The sequence below is a fragment of the Streptomyces sp. NPDC043908 genome, assembly GCF_056435525.1.
Genome location: NZ_JBWKEI010000001.1, coordinates 132,459 through 148,886 on the forward strand (window position 1 = coordinate 132,459; position 16,428 = coordinate 148,886).

Annotated in this window: 18 protein-coding genes; 5 read left to right on the top strand and 13 right to left on the bottom strand. The window is 73.5% G+C overall.

The window, feature by feature from the left end; all coding sequences use genetic code 11:
- Nucleotides 1-86: 86 nt before the first annotated feature.
- Nucleotides 87-1,319 carry an alpha/beta hydrolase family protein gene (locus tag AC069K_RS00605; protein WP_365112422.1) on the top strand — a complete coding sequence of 411 codons (1,233 nt, stop codon included), beginning with the start codon at nt 87-89 and terminating at the stop codon, nt 1,317-1,319.
- Between the two features lie 292 nt (nt 1,320-1,611).
- Complete coding sequence (locus tag AC069K_RS00610) at nt 1,612-2,427, top strand: AfsR/SARP family transcriptional regulator (RefSeq protein WP_478610630.1); 816 nt, start codon at nt 1,612-1,614, stop codon at nt 2,425-2,427.
- 83 nt (nt 2,428-2,510) lie between these two features.
- Here AC069K_RS00610 and AC069K_RS00615 read toward each other — a convergent pair whose 3' ends face one another.
- The 11 genes from AC069K_RS00615 to paaA form a co-directional block, all read right to left on the bottom strand.
- The gene (locus tag AC069K_RS00615) at nt 2,511-3,677 is read right to left on the bottom strand and encodes an alpha-hydroxy-acid oxidizing protein (RefSeq protein ID WP_478610631.1); all 1,167 of its coding nucleotides are present in this window, start codon (nt 3,675-3,677) and stop codon (nt 2,511-2,513) included.
- A 109-nt stretch (nt 3,678-3,786) separates the two neighbouring features.
- The gene (locus AC069K_RS00620) at nt 3,787-4,362 is read right to left on the bottom strand and encodes a TetR/AcrR family transcriptional regulator (protein WP_365106859.1); all 576 of its coding nucleotides are present in this window, start codon (nt 4,360-4,362) and stop codon (nt 3,787-3,789) included.
- A complete protein-coding gene (locus tag AC069K_RS00625) occupies nt 4,359-5,831 on the bottom strand; it encodes an MFS transporter (RefSeq protein WP_478610634.1) in 1,473 nt (490 codons plus the stop codon). Before AC069K_RS00625 ends, AC069K_RS00620 begins: the two co-directional genes overlap by 4 nt.
- A 133-nt stretch (nt 5,832-5,964) precedes the next feature.
- Entirely contained in the window at nt 5,965-6,783 is an 819-nt protein-coding gene (locus tag AC069K_RS00630; protein WP_478610635.1) for an alpha/beta hydrolase family protein, read from the bottom strand.
- Nucleotides 6,776-7,621: a tryptophan 2,3-dioxygenase gene (locus AC069K_RS00635; RefSeq protein WP_478610637.1), complete on the bottom strand. Its 846-nt coding sequence runs from the start codon at nt 7,619-7,621 to the stop codon at nt 6,776-6,778. Before AC069K_RS00635 ends, AC069K_RS00630 begins: the two co-directional genes overlap by 8 nt.
- A 32-nt stretch (nt 7,622-7,653) precedes the next feature.
- Nucleotides 7,654-8,436, bottom strand: coding sequence for an SDR family oxidoreductase (locus tag AC069K_RS00640; RefSeq protein ID WP_358834448.1), 783 nt, complete (start codon nt 8,434-8,436; stop codon nt 7,654-7,656).
- A 97-nt stretch (nt 8,437-8,533) separates the two neighbouring features.
- Nucleotides 8,534-9,631, bottom strand: coding sequence for a 2Fe-2S iron-sulfur cluster-binding protein (locus AC069K_RS00645; protein WP_365106847.1), 1,098 nt, complete (start codon nt 9,629-9,631; stop codon nt 8,534-8,536).
- Between the two features lie 27 nt (nt 9,632-9,658).
- The gene (gene paaD, locus AC069K_RS00650; protein WP_365106844.1) at nt 9,659-10,153 is read right to left on the bottom strand and encodes a 1,2-phenylacetyl-CoA epoxidase subunit PaaD; all 495 of its coding nucleotides are present in this window, start codon (nt 10,151-10,153) and stop codon (nt 9,659-9,661) included.
- The gene (gene paaC / locus AC069K_RS00655) at nt 10,150-10,923 is read right to left on the bottom strand and encodes a 1,2-phenylacetyl-CoA epoxidase subunit PaaC (RefSeq protein ID WP_478610639.1); all 774 of its coding nucleotides are present in this window, start codon (nt 10,921-10,923) and stop codon (nt 10,150-10,152) included. Before paaC ends, paaD begins: the two co-directional genes overlap by 4 nt.
- Nucleotides 10,913-11,215, bottom strand: a complete 303-nt coding sequence (paaB, locus tag AC069K_RS00660; protein WP_067162897.1) for a 1,2-phenylacetyl-CoA epoxidase subunit PaaB — start codon at nt 11,213-11,215, stop codon at nt 10,913-10,915. Before paaB ends, paaC begins: the two co-directional genes overlap by 11 nt.
- Nucleotides 11,212-12,207, bottom strand: coding sequence for a 1,2-phenylacetyl-CoA epoxidase subunit PaaA (paaA, locus tag AC069K_RS00665; protein ID WP_478610642.1), 996 nt, complete (start codon nt 12,205-12,207; stop codon nt 11,212-11,214). The genes paaB and paaA overlap by 4 nt, the downstream gene beginning before the upstream one ends.
- A gap of 193 nt (nt 12,208-12,400) precedes the next feature.
- Between paaA and AC069K_RS00670 the strand changes: the two genes are divergently transcribed.
- The 3 genes from AC069K_RS00670 to AC069K_RS00680 are packed head-to-tail and all read left to right on the top strand — an operon-like array spanning nt 12,401 to nt 14,974.
- Nucleotides 12,401-12,652 (top strand): acyl carrier protein, encoded by a 252-nt coding sequence (locus tag AC069K_RS00670; RefSeq protein ID WP_358834453.1) that lies wholly within the window; start codon nt 12,401-12,403, stop codon nt 12,650-12,652.
- Complete coding sequence (locus AC069K_RS00675; protein WP_478610644.1) at nt 12,652-14,121, top strand: class I adenylate-forming enzyme family protein; 1,470 nt, start codon at nt 12,652-12,654, stop codon at nt 14,119-14,121. The genes AC069K_RS00670 and AC069K_RS00675 overlap by 1 nt, the downstream gene beginning before the upstream one ends.
- A complete protein-coding gene (locus AC069K_RS00680; protein ID WP_478610646.1) occupies nt 14,114-14,974 on the top strand; it encodes a 4'-phosphopantetheinyl transferase superfamily protein in 861 nt (286 codons plus the stop codon). The genes AC069K_RS00675 and AC069K_RS00680 overlap by 8 nt, the downstream gene beginning before the upstream one ends.
- Here the strand turns inward: AC069K_RS00680 and ccrA are convergent.
- A complete protein-coding gene (ccrA, locus tag AC069K_RS00685; RefSeq protein WP_365106877.1) occupies nt 14,958-16,118 on the bottom strand; it encodes a crotonyl-CoA carboxylase/reductase in 1,161 nt (386 codons plus the stop codon). The two genes, AC069K_RS00680 and ccrA, sit on opposite strands and share 17 nt — an antisense overlap.
- A 56-nt stretch (nt 16,119-16,174) precedes the next feature.
- A complete protein-coding gene (locus AC069K_RS00690) occupies nt 16,175-16,387 on the bottom strand; it encodes an MbtH family protein (RefSeq protein ID WP_365106828.1) in 213 nt (70 codons plus the stop codon).
- Nucleotides 16,388-16,428: the final 41 nt, after the last annotated feature.

Here is a 16,428-nt window from a genome sequence, read left to right on the forward strand (position 1 = left end):
ACGCACTGGTCGGCCGCGCGCACGCGGCCATCCGCCCGTCCCCGCGGACGGGTCCCGAACCGCCTCCCCACCCAGGAGCCGCACCCATGAAGTTCCTCTTCGACGACCCCGCCTTCGACTACCAGGCCTTACGGGCGGCCGGCTACGCCGACTTCGGCGGCGCCCAGCTCGGCGAGGTCATCGCCGTCGCCTCGCGCATCCCCGACGGGGACACGGACGCCTGGCGGCGCGAGTGGACCGCGCTGGCCGAACGCGTCCACCACCTCGCCACCGCCGCCCTCGCCCGGGACCGGGCCGTCGACGCCCGCGCCGCCCTGCTGCGCGCCCACACCTACTACCGCACCGCCGAGTTCTTCCTGCGCGACGACCCGGCGCACGACCCCGAGGCGGCGCGGCTGATGGGGCTCTCCAAGGAGACCTTCGCCGAGGCCGCCCGCCTCATGGAGCGCCCACCGGAGTTCGTGCGCATCCCGTACGGCGACGGTTCGCTGCCGGGGTACTTCTACCGCGCCGACGACTCCCAGGGGCCCCGCCCGACCCTCGTCCACCACGGCGGCATCGACTCCACGCTCGAAGAGGGCTACTTCTTCGTCGCGGCCGCCGCCCAGGCGCGCGGCTACCACTGCCTCTGCTTCGAGGGGCCCGGCCAGGGCTCGGTCCTGCGCGAACAGGGCCTCACCTTCCGGCCGGACTGGGAGGAGGTGGTCACACCCGTGGTGGACTTCGCGCTCGCCCAGCCGGGAGTGGACCCCGAGCGCGTCACCCTGATGGGGACCAGCCTCGGGGGGCTGCTCGCCGTCCGGGCCGCCGCGTTCGAGCACCGGCTCGCCGGGTGCGTGGTCCACGACGCGGTCTGGCAGCTCGGTGACGTGGTGTGGCTGCCGCCCTTCGTCCTGGAGTGGGTGGAGCAGGGCTGCGACGACTTCGCCAATCCGGTGATGTACGGGATCGCCGTCCAGCAGACCTTCACGCGCTGGCTGCTGCGGCAGGCGATGTGGACGTTCGGCGCGCACAGCCCGGCCCAACTGCTGCGCCGGATGCCCGCGTTCAGCCTCGCGGACGTGATCGGGCGGGTGCGCTGTCCGGTCCTCGTGCTCGACGCCGAGGAGGACATGTTCTTCGCCGGTCTGGAACACGCGAAGAAGGTGTACACCGGCCTCAACAGTCCCAAGACCCTGCATGTCTTCAGCGCGGACGAGGGCGGGGGAGCGCACTGCCACTCCGGCTCCATGACCCTCTTCCACGACCGGGTCTTCTCCTGGCTCGCCGAGACGCCCAAGGCCGGGGCCCCGGAGCCCGAACCGGCGCCGTCCGTCTGAGCGTATCCGCTCCCGCGCCCGAGGCGGGCGGCCCCGGTGACCCCCGGGCCGCCCGCCTCCGCCGTCCGTATACGGCGCCCGGAATTAGTAATCGAATTCCCGCTGATTGATGGCCGAAATGACTCGTGGGTGCTGCGCTCCAGGTGTTAGCGCCCTTTTAATGGTGACGTAACGACTGCTCGACTACGATGTTTATCGGCAATCGCGTGCATCGTGGGCGCGAGAGCCCGGGATGAACGGGGAGATCCGAACTAGTTGAATGCCCGGCATGCATTCAAGGGGGTTGCGTCACGTGTCCCTGTCCTCTGCACGACCCAGTCATCCGCTGCGCTACGAGGTACTGGGGCGGCTCCGGGTGACCCGCGGCGACGTCGATCTGACGCCGGCGCCACCGAAGATCGCCAAGCTGCTGGCTCTGCTGACGATCCGGGCAGGGGAGACCGTACCGGGCGACAAACTCATGGCGGAGCTCTGGGAACAGCATCCGCCGCGCTGTGCGGCGGCCAGCCTGCGGGTCTATGTGTCACAGCTGCGCAAGCTGCTCGCCGCGCCCGGACGCGCCTCGCCCATCGTCACTGTTTCCCCGGGTTACATTCTCGAAGCCGGTCCGAACCAACTCGATGTCCGGACCTTCGAGAGGCTGTATGAAAGCGGCCGGGCCCGTTACCTGGCGGCCGACTACCCGGCCGCGTCCGAGTGTCTGAGAAATGCCCTCGCACTGTGGCGGGGGCCTGTTCTGGACGGCATGTCGGGGTCTTCCGAGATCAGCTCGTTCGCCGCCGTGGCGGACGAGAAACGGCTCAATTGCATCGAGTTGAATATCGAATCCGCCCTGGCGCTCGGCCGCCACCACGCCGTGATAGAGGAGCTCAAGGGACTGGTCGTCCAGCACCCGCTCCGCGAGCCCTTCTACCGGCAGCTGATGGCGGCCCTGTACCGGGTGGGCCGCCAGGGCGACGCCCTCGGCGTCTACCGCAGCGCGCGCCAGGTCATCCGCGAGGAGCTCGGCGTCGAGCCGGGCCCGCCGCTGCGGCTCACCCAGGAGGCCATCCTGCGGGCCGATCCGGCCCGGCTGGAAGCCGTCGGCGTGACGGCCTCGGCACGCTGACGCGGCCACCGGCCGCGCGAGCACCGGCCCGGACCACCACCCGGGCCGGTGCTCGCGCGGCCGGACCCGGCCGGTGAGCCTCCTCAGAGAACCCGCTGGAGGGCTTCGGGGGTGAGGTCGGCGAGGGCGGGATAGCCGTCCACCGCCATCAGCAGGTCCGCCTCCGCGAGCAGTGAGCGCAGGACGTGGACGACACCGTCCGTACCGCCCAGGGCCAGCCCGTACGCGTACGGGCGACCGACACCCACCGCCGTGGCGCCCAGGGCGACGGCCTTCACCACGTCCGCCCCGGTGCGCACCCCCGAGTCGAACAGGACGGGCAGGCCGCCGGCCGCCTCCACCACCCCGGGCAGCGCGTCGAGCGCCGGCAGCCCGCCGTTGGCCTGGCGTCCGCCGTGGTTGGAGCAGTAGATGCCGTCCACCCCGCCGTCCCTGGCGCGCCGGGCGTCCTCGGGATGGCAGATGCCCTTCACGATCAGCGGCAGCTCGGTGAGCGACCGCAGCCAGGGCAGGTCGTCCCAGGTGAGCGGGTTGCCGAAGATCTGCGCCCAGCGCCCGGCGGCGGCCCTGGGGTCCTCCTCCGGCGTACGCTCCAGGGCGGCCCGGAAGACCGGGTCGCTGGTGTAGTTGGCCAGGCAGTTGCCGCGCAGCTGGGGGAAGTTGCCGGTGCTCAGATCGCGGGGGCGCCACCCCGTGACCCAGGTGTCCAGGGTGACGACGACGGCCTTGAACCCCGCCTTCTCCGCCCGCCGCACCAGGCTCTCGGCCAGCTCCCGGTCGGTGGGCGTGTACAGCTGGAAGAAGCCGGGCGTGGAGCCGAGCTCGGCGGCCACCTCCTCCAGGGGATCGACGGACAGCGTCGAGGCGACCATCGGGACGCCGGTGCGGGCGGCCGCGCGGGCCGTCGCCAGATCCCCGTGCCCGTCCTGGGCGCACAGCCCGACGACGCCGATCGGCGCCATGAACAGCGGCGACGGCAGCGTCATCCCGAACAGCTCCACCGACAGATCCCGCTGCGCCGCCCCGACGAACATCCTGGGGAACAGCCCCCAGCGCTCGAAGGCCGAGGCGTTGGACCGCTGGGTGCGCTCGTCGCCCGCGCCGCCCGCCACGTACGACCACAGCGACGGCCCGAGCGCCGCCCGGGCCCGGGACTCCAACTCCTCGTAGGTGAACGGGAACCGCGACACCACACCGCCGAGGCCCTCGAAGTAGATCTCGTTCTGGTAGAAACCGAATGGCTGGTTCATCAAGCGGCCCTCTCCCTCGATCCCCGGCTCCGGGCACGCGCCCGGGCGCGGACCCCACTCTGCCCTGTCGCGCCTGCCCGGCAGACGGGGGTGCGCGAGCCCGAAGCGCTCAGTCGCCGTCTATCAGCCGCTGGAGACCGGGCGCGTACAGGTCCGCGACGCGCTCCGCCGCGGCGAGGTTCCCCGCGCCGGGGCGGTGCAGGCTCAAGGTCGCCCCGAGCCCCAGCAGTTGCCCGGCGATCAACTCGGCCCGCAGCTCCCCGTCCCGCCCCGCGAGCAGCGCGGCCAGCCGTGCGGTGATCTGCTCGCGGAACCGGTCGCGCAGCAGGGTGCGCTCGTCGTCCCGGCCGAGCGAGAAGACGACCCGCAGCAGCGGATCGCCCCGGAACTCCTCGCGCAGGCGCAGCACCGTGAGCACCAGGTGCCGTCCCAGCGCGGCGCGCGGCGCCGCGAACAGTTCGTCGGCGACCGGCTGGAAGTCGGCGACCGTGTGGAACAGCTGCTCCTTGCTGCCGAAGCGCTTCACGATCAGGGAGGGGCTGACGCCGGCGTCGGCCGCGATGCCGCGCAGGGTCACCTCGGCGTAGGCCCGCAGCGCGAAGGCGCGGCGCGCGGCCCGCAGGATGGCGTCGCGGCCCGTGCCGTGCTCGGCCGCGCCGGTGGCGGTGTGCTCGGCGGTGGTCATCTGCCCTCCTGGGCCGCGGGCGCTGTCGTCCCCTCGACCGTACCGGGGACGGCCGCCCCGGCGCGGTCGGGCCGCCGCGCGGGCAGGAACGCCGTCGCCACCACGGCCAGGAGCGCGGCGCCCGCCGCGATCAGGAAGATCAGCAGATACGCGTGGAGGGTGGGCGCGGTGCGGCCCGCCGCCACGAACGTGACGTTGGCGAGGACCGCGGTGACCACGGCGCTGCAACACGCCTGACCCACCGAGCGCATCAGGGTGTTGAGTCCGTTGGCGGCGCCGGTCTCGCTCACCGGGACGCCCTGCATCACCAGGGCCGGGAGCGCCGAGTACGCGATGGCGGTGCCGGCGGAGACCACGGTGGCACCGGCCACGATCAGCCAGAGGCTGTGGCTGGTGAAGAACCGGACGACGTAGCCCACCGCCATCACACAGGCGGCCAGGGCGAGCGCGCTCCGGGGGCCGTACGTGGCGGAGATCCTGGCCGACACCGGTGACAGCGCGACCATCGACAGGCCGCCGGGCAGCAGGCAGAGTCCGCTGACGACGATGGAGGCGCCCAGTCCGTACCCGGTCGCCTTGGGCTCCTGCACCATCTGGGCGGTCACCAGCGAGTTGGCGTAGAAGGCGAAGCCGATGAAGAGCGCGGCGATGTTGGTGAGCAGGACGGTGGGCCGCGCGGAGACCCGCAGGTCGACGATCGGGGACTCGGTCCGCAGCTCGTAGCGGCCCCAGACGAGGGCGATCACCAGCGAACCGGCCAGCAGGCCGAGGGTGGGCGCCGAGGTCCAGCCCCAGTCGGAGCCCTGCGTGATCGCGAGCAGCAGGCCGACCAGGGCGGCGGTGAGCCCGAGCGTGCCGAGCACGTCGAAGCGGCCGGGAGTGCGCACGGGGGACTCCGGGACGATCCGGAGCACCAGGAGCAGATCGAGCAGGCCCAGGGCGGCCGACGCCCAGAACATGGTGTGCCAGTCGAAGTTCTCCACGACCAGCGCCGCGACGGGGAGGCCCACGGCGGCGCCGATGCCGAGGGTGGAGCTCATCAGGGCTATGGAGGGCAGCACCCGGGCGGGCGGCAGCTCGTCGCGGATGATGCTGATGCCGAGCGGGATGACGGCGAGGGCGGCGCCCTGGAGGGCCCGGCCCGCGATGAGCACGCCGATGTCGGAGGTGGCGGCGCACAGCACCGAGCCGGCGGTGAGCACGCCGAGCGAGGCGAGCAGGACGCGCCGCTTGCCGTACATGTCGCCGACCCGGCCGAGGACGGGGGTGAAGACCGCGCCGGTGAGGAGGGTGACGGTGACGAGCCAGCCCGCCGCCCCCGGGGTGCTGCCGGTGAGCTCCGGGACATGCGGCAGCAGGGGCACGACCAGCGTCTGCATCACGGCGACGACCACGCCGCAGAAGGCGAGCACGGGCACCACGAAGCGGGTGCGGGGTTGGTGCGGGGGGTCGGCGGGCGCCGCGGTCATGCTGCTCCAGAGGCTGGTCGGGACAGGGGTGCACGCGTGTTCACCCCCTCCAGGGTAAACGCTTGTGCACCCCCGTGTCCCCGGTTCGGAAGCGGCCGGACACGCCGGACGGACAGCACCACGGCCGGAGTGCTCAGCCGAACGCCGAAGCCAGCCGCCCCAGCGTCCCGATCACCGCGAGGGAAGCCTCGGAGCCCGGCTCGATGAGCGTGTAGTGCCCGGTCCCGGGGAGCACCACGAGCTCCGCGTCCCGGTGCGCCGCGACGTAGTCGGCGAACTGCCCCAGCGGCACCTCCTCGTCCACCTCCCCGTGCAGCACCACCGTCCGCACCCCGGTCGTCCCCGCGCCCCGCAGCAGCGTCAGCGGGTCGACCAGCGGCAGCCGCGCCTCGGCCTCTTCGGCGCCGCCCAGCAGTTGCAGTCCGGCGCCGTCGCTGAGGTCGTCGCGGATCGTGGCCGCCAGGTCCGTGAGCGGGGCGAGGCCCAGGACCGCCGTGGGGAGCCGGGTCGTGTACCAGGGCGAACTCCCGGGCAGCAGGCCGCGCGCCCCGGCCCACAGGGCGAGATGGCCGCCCGAGCAGTGGCCCGCCAGCACGAACGGCCGGCCCTCGGGGATCGTGTCCACGGCGAGCGCGATGTCGTCGAAGGTCGCGGGATAGCCGCCCGCCCCGCCCGAGCGGCGGAAGCCCGGCAGGACCGTGGTGAACCCGTGCCGCGCCAGATGGGCCGCGAACGGGGTCAGATGCATGCGGTCGTAGCGCCAGTAGCCGCCGTGCAGCAGCATCACCAGCGGCGCGCCGGGATCCTCGGCCGGCCACAGGTCGTACACCTGGTGCGGATGCGGGCCGTACTTCCGGTGGACGGGGGCCAGTACCGGGCGGATGCTCAGCACCCGGCGCTCCTCCTCCAGCGCGAACGCCGAGGGGCTCCGGCGCGCGGGTGTCTCAGACATGGCTGCGTGCCGTCCAGAGCTCGGGGAACACCGACCGGCGGGCGCGCTTCTCCAGCCACGCCACGCCCGGGGAGCCGCCGCTGCCCGCCTTGGCGCCCATCGCCCGGCGGGTCGCGAGCAGATGGTCGCTGCGCCAGCGCAGCACCAGCTCGGCGACCTCGGTGAGCTCCTCGCCCAGACGCACCAGCGGATCGTCCTGCGGTCCCGCGTAGATCCGCCGCCACACCTCCTCGACCCACGAGTCCGGCTCGTACGCCTCGGTCACGTCCCGCTCCACCACGTGCTCCGGCACGGGCAGACCGCGCCGGTAGAGGAAGCGCAGCACCTCGTCGTAGAGCGATGGCTCGGACAGCGCCTGCTCCAGCTCGGCGTAGACGGCCGGGTGCCCCCGGTGCGCCTGCACCATGGAGCGGGACTTGTCGGCGAGCAGGAACTCCATGTGCCGGTACATCGCCGACTGGAACCCGGAGGCCTCGCCGAACGCGGCGCGGAACCCGTTGAACTGGGCCGGGGTCAGCGCCGCGAGCGGCGCCCAGGAGTCGTTGAGCGCCCGGTGCGAGCGGCGGCTGCGGCGCAGCGCGTCCATGGCCTGCTCCAGGTCGTCCTTGAGCAGCGCGTCCCGGGCCGTGCGCCACTCGTACACGATGAGGGTGAACCACAGCTCCATCACCTGGGTGGTGACGATGAACGCCATCTCGCCCGGATCGTGGGAGAGCGGCCGCTGGAGGGAGGACAGCAGCGAGGCGTGGATGTAGTCCTCGTACGGCGTCGTCCCCTCGAACCGCACCTGGGGCGCGTCGGCCGGGGGCGGGGCGGGGGCGCTGGTCTGCTCGGTCATGGGTCTCCGTAGGTCGTGGGCGGGCCGGGCGGTCAGGCCGGCATTCCGATGTGCGCGCCCCCGGTCGCGTCCAGCCACTGGCCGGTGACCCAGCGCGCGTCGTCGCTCGCCACGAACGCCACCACGTCGGCGATGTCCGAGGGGCGGCCGATCCGGTTGAAGACGGAGGCGGCGGCGTACGCGTTCAGCACCTCGGGCACCTTCAGCGTCGGGTTGATCTCGGTGTAGGTGAAGCCGGGTGCCACCGCGTTGACGGTGATCCCCCGCGGGCCCAGCTCGGGGGCGAGGGCGAGGGTGAGGGTGTCGAGCGCGCCCTTGGTCATCGCGTACGCGGAGATGTTCGGCATGGCGATCCGGGTGACGCCGGAGGAGATGGTGATGATCCGGCCGCCGTCGCGCAGCCGGCCGAGCCCCTGCTGGATCACGAAGAAGGGGGCCTTGACGTTGACGGCGAAGAGCCGGTCGTACTCCTCCTCGCTCACGTCCGAGATCCGCTTCGGCAGGGTGATGCCGGCGTTGTTGACGAGGATGTCCAGACCGGGCCGGGCGCCGTACTCGGAGAGCCCCTTGTCGAAGGCGGTCCACAGCGCCTCGGCGTCGCCGGGCACGCCGAGTTCGGCGCGGAGCGCGAACGCCCGGCCGCCCGCCGCCTCGATCTCGGCGACGGCCTCCTCGGCCGTCTCGGTGCGGTAGCCGTAGTGGACGGCCACCAGGGCGCCCTCGGCGGCGAGCCGCAGCGAGATCGCCCGGCCGATCCCGCGGCTGCCGCCGGTCACCAGCGCCGTCCGGCCGCTCAGCCTGCCCGTACTGGTCATGCTCCACACTCCTGTGATCTCGGGGGCCGCGCGGTTCGTCGCGGCGGCCGGGGAAACGGCCCTGCGTGTGCTGGGCGCGGGCGCCGGGGCGGCCCTCTCAGGCGTCGAAGTCGAGCGCGATCTCGTCCGACTCCGGCCGGGCCCGGCAGGGCAGCGTGTAACCGGCGGCCAACTCCGCCGGACCGAGCGCGTACTGACGGTCCATCACCGCACTGCCCCGGACCACCTTGGCGCGGCAGCTGCCGCACAGGCCGTCGCGGCAGGAGTACGGGGTCTCGGGCCGGGCCCGCAGGACCGCGTCCAGCACCACCCGGTCCTCGGGCCGCATCACCGTCTCGGTGGTACGGCCGGCCAACCGGGCCGAGATGAGACCGGTGCGGCCCAGCGGCTCGGGCGGGGGAGCGGGCGGCAGGCCGCCGCCGGTGGAGAAGAGCTCGAAGCGCACCCGCGCCTCGTCCGCGCCCCACGCGGCGAGCGCCTCGCGGACGGTCTCCACCAGCCCCCACGGCCCGCACAGGTAGAAGTGCGTGCGCGGGTCGGGCTCGGCGCCCAGCAGGGCGAGGAGCCGGGGCAGCCGGGCCGCGTCGATCCGTCCCGACAGCAGCTCGCTCTCGCGCTCCTCGCGGGAGAGCACGTGCAGGGCGAAGAACCGGCCGACGTGGGCGTCCTTGAGGTCGGTCAGCTCGTCCGCGAGGAGCACCGACTGGGCACTGCGGCTGGCGTAGACCAGCGAGACCCGGCAGGCGGGGTCCTGGCGCAGGGCGGCGGCCGCCATGCTCAGCAGGGGAGTGATCCCGCTGCCGCCCGCCACCAGCACATGGTGCGCGCCGGGCACGTCCGCCAGCCGGAAGTCGCCGGTGGGCGGGCCGAGTTCGAGGGTGTCGCCGACGGCGAGGTCCGTGGTGGCGTAGTCGGCGAAGCCGTCCGGGCCCAGGCGCTTGACCACGATCCGCAGGCCCGCCGGATCGCGGGGCGGCAGACAGACCGAGTAGCTGCGCCGCAGCTCGCGCCCCTCGGGCCGGTGCCGTACGACCACGTGCTGCCCGGCGCGGTGCGCGAAGACCTCCGTGAGCGGGCCGGGCACGGCCAGGCCGATCGCCACCGACTCCTCGCCCACCGCCTCCACCGAGGTGACCGGCAGCCGGTACCAGCCGGTCGCCCGGCGCGCGGCCGCCGGGGCGCCGTCAGTCGTCACTGGCGTCACTGTCGTCATGAGGGTGCGTCACATCGCCTTCAGATGCGCGAAGGTCTCCCGGCACGCGGTGCACACCAGGACGGCTTGGCAGCGGGTCGCCCCGAAAGGACTCTGCGGCCGGGTCGCCACCGAGCCGCAGTGCGGGCAGGGCACCCCCGTACCGAGCCGGACCGACAGGGGAGCCCGGGCGGAGCCGGGCGGCACGATGCCGTGCTCGGACAGCTTGCGGCGGCCCTCCTCGGTGATCCAGTCGGTGGTCCAGGCGGGCGAGAGCACCTGGCGCACCCGGGCGTCGGGGTGGCCGCTCTCGGTGAGCACGGCCCGGATCCCGGCCTCGATCTCGGGCATGGCGGGGCAGCCCAGATAGGTCGGGGTGATGACGACCTCCAGGGCGCCGTCGTCCGCCGCCGCGACCGCGCGGATGACCCCGAGGTCGGCCAGCGTGATCATGGGGAGTTCGGGGTCGGGCACGGTGTTCACCCGGGCCCGCACCTCGTCGGCGTCCAGCCGGGCGGCGCTCACCAGGTGCCTCCCGGGTACTGGAGGCGTACGGACCGGAACTCGGCCATCAGCGGCGCGAACTCCTCGGTGTGCAGCCCGTCCCGGCCGCCCGTGGCGCGCCACGACACCGTGGGCACCGTGAGGCGCGCGTCGTCGAGGACGGCGGTCACGCCCCGCTCCCACTCCTCGCGCAGCCGCGCCGGGGCGACGGCGGTCCCGTCCGCGTCCAGCCGCTCCACCAGGGCGTCCGTCGCGAAGAGTTCGTCCGCGTACGGCCACACCAGGTCGAGCCCGGCCCGCATCCGGCGACGGCTCTCCGCGGTGCCCCGGCCCAGGCGGACCGTCCACTGGTCGGCGTGCATCCGGTGGTACTCCGCCTCACGGGCGGCGCGGGCGCCGAAGGCGGCCAGGGTGTCGTCGCGGGACTTCTCCAGCGCGCTCCACAGCAGCGTGCTGTAGTGCGCGTACACCAGCTGGCGGGCGATCGTCACCGCGAAGTCGGCGGGCGCCAGCTCCGTCAGGAGGACGTTGCGGAACTCGCGATCGGTGCGCCGGTAGGCCAGTTCGTCCTCGCCGCGGCCGGTGCCGTCGAGCCGGCCGCTGTACGCGAGCAGGGTGCGGGCGTGGCCGAGCAGGTCGAGCGCGATGTTGGCGAGCGCCAGGTCCTCCTCGATGGTGGGCGCCCGGGTCACCAGGGAGCACAGCCGCTGGCACAGCACCAGCGCGTCGTCGCCGAGCCGCAGCACGTAGGCGGCGAGGTCCGCGTCCGTACGGGAGGGCTCAGCCGTCATGGCCGCTCTCCTCGTTCAGCGGGATGTAGTGCTCGGGGTAGCGGTACGGCTTGTGGGCGGCGTTGCTGAAGAACGGGTCCTTCTCGCTCGGTGAGGCGGCGTGCACCGCGTCGGAGCGCACCACCCACACCGACACCGTCTCGCCCCGGCGCGTGTACAGGTCACGGGCGTTGGCGAGCGCCATGTCGGCGTCGGCGCCGTGCACCGAGCCCACGTGCTGGTGGGCCAGGCCCCGGCGCGGCCGGATGAACACCTCCCACGGCGTCAGCACCCGTGCGGACCGTTCGCTCATGCCACGCGCCTTTCCTCGTCGTCGCCGTCCGTCTCCTCGGCCAGGCCCGCCGCGTAGGCGTCCACGGCCTCGCGGACCCAGGCACCGTCCTCGTGGGCCGCCACCCGGTGGGCGAGCCGCCGGCGGCTGCAGTGCGAGCCGTCGCCGAGGGCGCCGCGGAACAACTGCCAGTCGATGGGGCTGAAGTCGTAGTGCCCCCGCTCCTCGTTCCAGCGGATCGCCGGATCGGGCAGGGTCACCCCCATCCGCTCCGCCTGCGGCACCACGTTGTCGACGAACCGCTGGCGCAGCTCGTCGTTGGTGTGCCGCTTGATGCCCCAGGCCATCGACCGCTGCGAGACGGCGGCGCCCATGGCGGCGGTGCGGTCGTCCGCGCCGCCCGCCACCGTGTCCGGCGGCCCGAACATCAGGGCCACGGCCGGCAGCCACCAGCGGTCGACCGCGTCCTGCGCCATCTGCTTCTGCTCGGGCGTCCCCCGGCACAGCGACCACAGCACGTCGTAGCCCTGGCGGACGTGGAACGCCTCCTCCTGGCACACCCGGCGCATCGCCCGCGCGTACGGCCCGTACGAGGTGTGGCACAGCGGGGCCTGGTTGACGACGGCCGCGCCGTCCGTGAGCCAGGCGATGGCACCGGTGTCGGCCCAGGTCAGGGCGGGGTGGTTGAAGGTGGCCGCGTACCGCTGATGGCCGCTGTGCAGCGCGTCGAGGAGCTCGGCGCGCGACACCCCGAGGGTCTCCGCCGCCGAGTAGAGGTAGAGCCCGTGACCGGCCTCGTCCTGCACCTTCGCCAGCAGACTGGCCTTGCGGTGCAGCGAGGGGGCCCGGGTGAGCCAGGAGCCCTCGGGCTGCATACCGATGAACTCGGAGTGCGCGTGCTGGGAGATCTGCCGGATCAGCATCCGCCGGTAGCCGTCGGGCATCCAGTCCCGGGGCTCGATCTGCTCCCCGGCCGCGAGCAGCGCCTCGAAGTGCGCGTTGAGCTGCTCCACGCCGTCGACCACCCCTTCGTCCCGTACCGCCGCGGTGGCGGTGCCTTCACAGAAGGAAGAGGCCGGGCCCGGGGCGCCCAATCCCCGGGCACATGCCGTCGGCCCGTGACGAAGGTCACGCGGGGGCGGGGGAGTGCGCGGGACCGGCCGCGCCTCTCTCTTCGGTAGTCCGTGCAACGAGAGGGGTACGCCCATGAGCACCATCAGGACGATGCTGGTCGAGCTGACCGGCACACCGGAGTTCGCCGAGGCCATCGGCGACGACGAGGACCTCAGCGCCAGCGGGATCGACTCCGGCGACCTCGTCCGGCTGATCCTGCTCATCGAGCAGCGCACCGGCGTCGAGGTGACGGCCGAGGACATGGAGGGCCTGACCACCATCGCCGACTACGAGCGGTTCATCGCCGGCCGCGACGCCGCCACCCCGCAGCCGGGCGCCGCCTGATGTGGCTGACCCAGTTGGCGGAGCGCAACCGCCAGTGCTTCCCCGACCGGACGGCCCTGGTGGACGAGCACCGCTCCGTCACCTGGGCCCAGTTCCACGACCGCGGCATCGCCCTCGCCCACGGACTCGCCGGGCTCGGCATCCGGCGCGGTGACCGCGTCGCCGTGCTCTCCCTGGACCGCGTCGAGGTCCTGGAGACGTACTTCGCGCTCGCCCGTATCGGCGCGCTCTTCGTCCCGCTCAACCACAGCCTGACCCCGGCCGAGGTGACCGGGATCGCCGAACGCACCGGGGCCGTCGCGGTGATCGGCGAGGCCGCGCTGCTGGCCCGCCACCCGGACCTGCCGGTGCGCACCCGTATCCGGCTGGACGACGAGGCGTTCGCCGCGCTCGGTGCCGAGGGCGGCCCGGCGCTCGACGACATCCCGGACGACGCCCCCGCGGCGATCCTGCACACTTCGGCGACGACGGGGCAGGCCAAGGGCGTCACCGTCGACCACGCCTCGTTCCGCGCCATCGCGCTCGGCTGGCTGGCCGTGGCCCGGCCCGACGACGCCATGGTGCTGGTCAACTGCTGCCCGCTCTACCACGGCAGCATGGTCGTCTCGCTGACCTACATGGCGGCCGGCGCGACCGTGGTCCTGATGCCCGGCTTCAAGCCGCAGACCGCGCTCGCCGCCATCGAGACCCACCGCGCCACCCACGTCTGGCTCGTCCCGCAGATGCTGCGCTTCCTGCTGCGCGCCAAGTCCGCCGAGACCACGGACCTCTCCACCCTGCGCGAGATCCTCTACGGGGCCGCGCCCATGCCGCCGGACATCTACGCCGAGGCCGTCGAACGGCTCGGCTGCGGCTTCCGCCAGGTGTACGGGATGACCGAGGTCGGCGGCCCGTTCGTCACGCTGGGCCCCGAGGAGCACCCGGCACCCGACGCGGTGCCCGAGGTGATCCCGGCCGGCCGGGTCGTCCCGGGGATGTCCGCGCGCGCCCTGGACGAGCACGGCCAGGAGGCGGAGCCCGGCGCGATCGGGGAGATCTGGGTGCGCGGCCCCGGGCTGATGCGCGGCTACTGGGGCGACGAGGCGGCCACGGCCGAGATCACCGTGGACGGCTGGATCCGCACCGGCGACCTCGGGCACATCGACCGGGACGGACTGATCCGGCTGATCGACCGCAGCAAGGATCTGATCATCCGGGCCGGTCAGAACGTCTACCCCTCGGAGATCGAGCGCGCCCTCCAGGCCCACCCGGCGGTACGCGACGCGGCGGTCGTCGGGGTGCCGGACGAGGACTTCGGCGAGGTCCCGCTGGCGTACGTCGTCGCCGAGGAGGGCACCGGGGCCGCCGAGCTGCAGAGGCATCTCGCCCAGCGGCTCGCCTCGTACAAGCGGCCCCGGCGCATCGAGTTCATCGACCAGGTGCCGCGCAACCCGGCCGGGAAGATCATCAAGAAGCTGCTGCGTGCGTGAAGCAGCGGGGCGCGGCGAGGCGGCGGACCGGGCGCCGGGCACCCGTACCACCCGGCCGGACCCGGCCTTCGGGGTCACCCGGCCGGACCCGGAGTCAGGTGGCGTCCGGCCGGACCCGGGCTCAGCCGGCATCCGGCCGGACCCGGACCCCGGCCGGGCAGCCGCTGAGCACGCGCTGCTTCCGCTGCGTTCCGCCCTGCACGCCGAAGGGCTCTCGCTCGGCGTGGCACGGGCCGGCGAACCGCAGGCGTGCCCGGCGGGGCCCGGGGAGCGTGAACTCGCCGCCGCCATGCCGCCGCCGCGCCGCCGTGACTTCCTGGCCGGACGCCTCGCCGCCCGCCGGGCGCTGGCCGGGCCCGGGCATCCCGTACCGGAGATCCTCCGCGACGGCAGACGGCCCCGGTTCCCCGCCGGGCGGGTGGGTTCGATCAGCCACTCCGGCGGCCTCGCCGTCGCGCTCGCCGCCTCCCTCACCCGCTTCCACGCCGTGGGGTGCGACCTCGAACTGCGCGAACTGCCCCTGGAGAGCGCGCACATCGTGCTCGGGCCCGACGAGCGGACCTGGACGGACGGCACACCCGCCCCGACGGCGGCGCGTCGGCTCCTCGCCGCGTTCTCGGCGAAGGAGGCGGCCTTCAAGGCGTTCGCCGCCCTGCTCCCCATCGGACGGGCACCGGCCACTCTGCTCGCGATCGAGGCACGGCCGGTGCCTGGCGGCTTCCGCGCCCGGCCGAGGGCGCTGCCCGGCCACGTCCTCGACGTCCGGGTGCGCCCGGCCGGGCCGGGGGTGTTCAGCTGGGCCGCCGCCCCCGTGGTGCGGCGGCCCGACGGAACCGCTACTCCTTGGCGTTGACCAGGACCGCCATGTTCCCGGCCGGATGCTGGTTGTCGTGGATCAGCTGGTGGGCCTTGCCGATCTCCTCGAAGCCGAGGGTGAGCGACAGACACGGGTCGAGCAGCCCCTGGTCGATGAGCGTGGTGACCTCACGGGCCTCGCGCGCGTTGGAGACGTGGGAGCCCTGGAGCCGCTTCTGGCGCATCCACAGGAAGCGCAGGTCCACGTCGCCGTTGTAGCCGGTGGTGCCACCGCAGATGACGACCATGCCCGCGTTGTCGCACAGGTACATGGAGGTCGGGATCGTGTCGGCGCCCGAGTGCTCCAGGACGATCCTGGGCGCCCGGCGTTCGCCGAGCACCTCCCAGAAGCGGCGGCCGAAGGCGCGCGCGCCCTTGAGCCACCGGGCCATGGCGTCGTCGTCGGAGGTGTCGGGCAGTCGGCCCCAGTGGTCGAAGTCCCGGCGGTTGATGTAGCCCTTGGCGCCCAGCTCCACGCAGTACTCGCCGCGTTCGTCGCTGGAGACGACCGCGATGGGGATGCCGCCGCGCTGCTTGACCAACTGGATCGCCATACAGCCCAGGCCGCCCGCGCCGCCCCAGATCAGCACGACGTCGCCGGGGCGGACGGTGTGCGGCTCCCAGCCGAAGAGCTGGCGGTAGGCGGTGGCGGCGGTCGCCATGTAGCAGGCGGCCTCCGCCCAGGAGAGCCGCTTCGGCTTGGGGTGGCACTGGTACTCGTCGACGACCGCGAACTGCGCGAACGACCCGTAGTTCTCCTCGTACCCCCACACGCTCTGCGAGGCGGAGGTGCAGGGGTCGGCGCCGAGCCGGATGTCCTCGGCGCTCTCGTCCCACACACTGGCCAGCAGCACGATCTCGTCGCCGGGCTTCAGGCGTACGCCCTCGCCGACCGCCCAGACGACGCCGGACGCGTCGGAGCCGCCGATGTGGAAGTCCTCCACCGCGCCGCGCTTCTGCCGGGCGGCTATGACGTCGACCGGGTCACCGAGCGAGGCCCACACGTTGTTGTAGTTGACGCCCGCCGCCATCACCTTGATGAGCACCTGGCCGCGCCCGACCGGGGGCACGTCCACGACCTCGGTACGGAAGGCGTCGATGGGCTGCCCGTAGCGTTCGGGCCGGATGAGCGAGGCGTACATGCGCTTGGGCGCCTCGCCGAGCGGCGGCGCGTCACCGAGTTCGTACAGGTCCTGGGTCACGAGAGGGCTCCTGAGGGGGTAGCGGGGGACGGGTGGGCGTGGGCCCGCGCCAGGCGGGCGAGGCAGACGCTGTGGGCCGCGGCGGGGCCGGTGGCCTCCCAGCCGGCCGGTACGGCGGCGAACGCGGGCCACAGGGAGTGCTCTCCCGCCGCGTTGACGAGCACCAGGTGCGACGGCTCGTCGTCGCCGGGGTCGAACGGACTGGGCACGGCTGCTCCCTTCGGTGCCGCACAGCCGGGTGTGCGGCGCG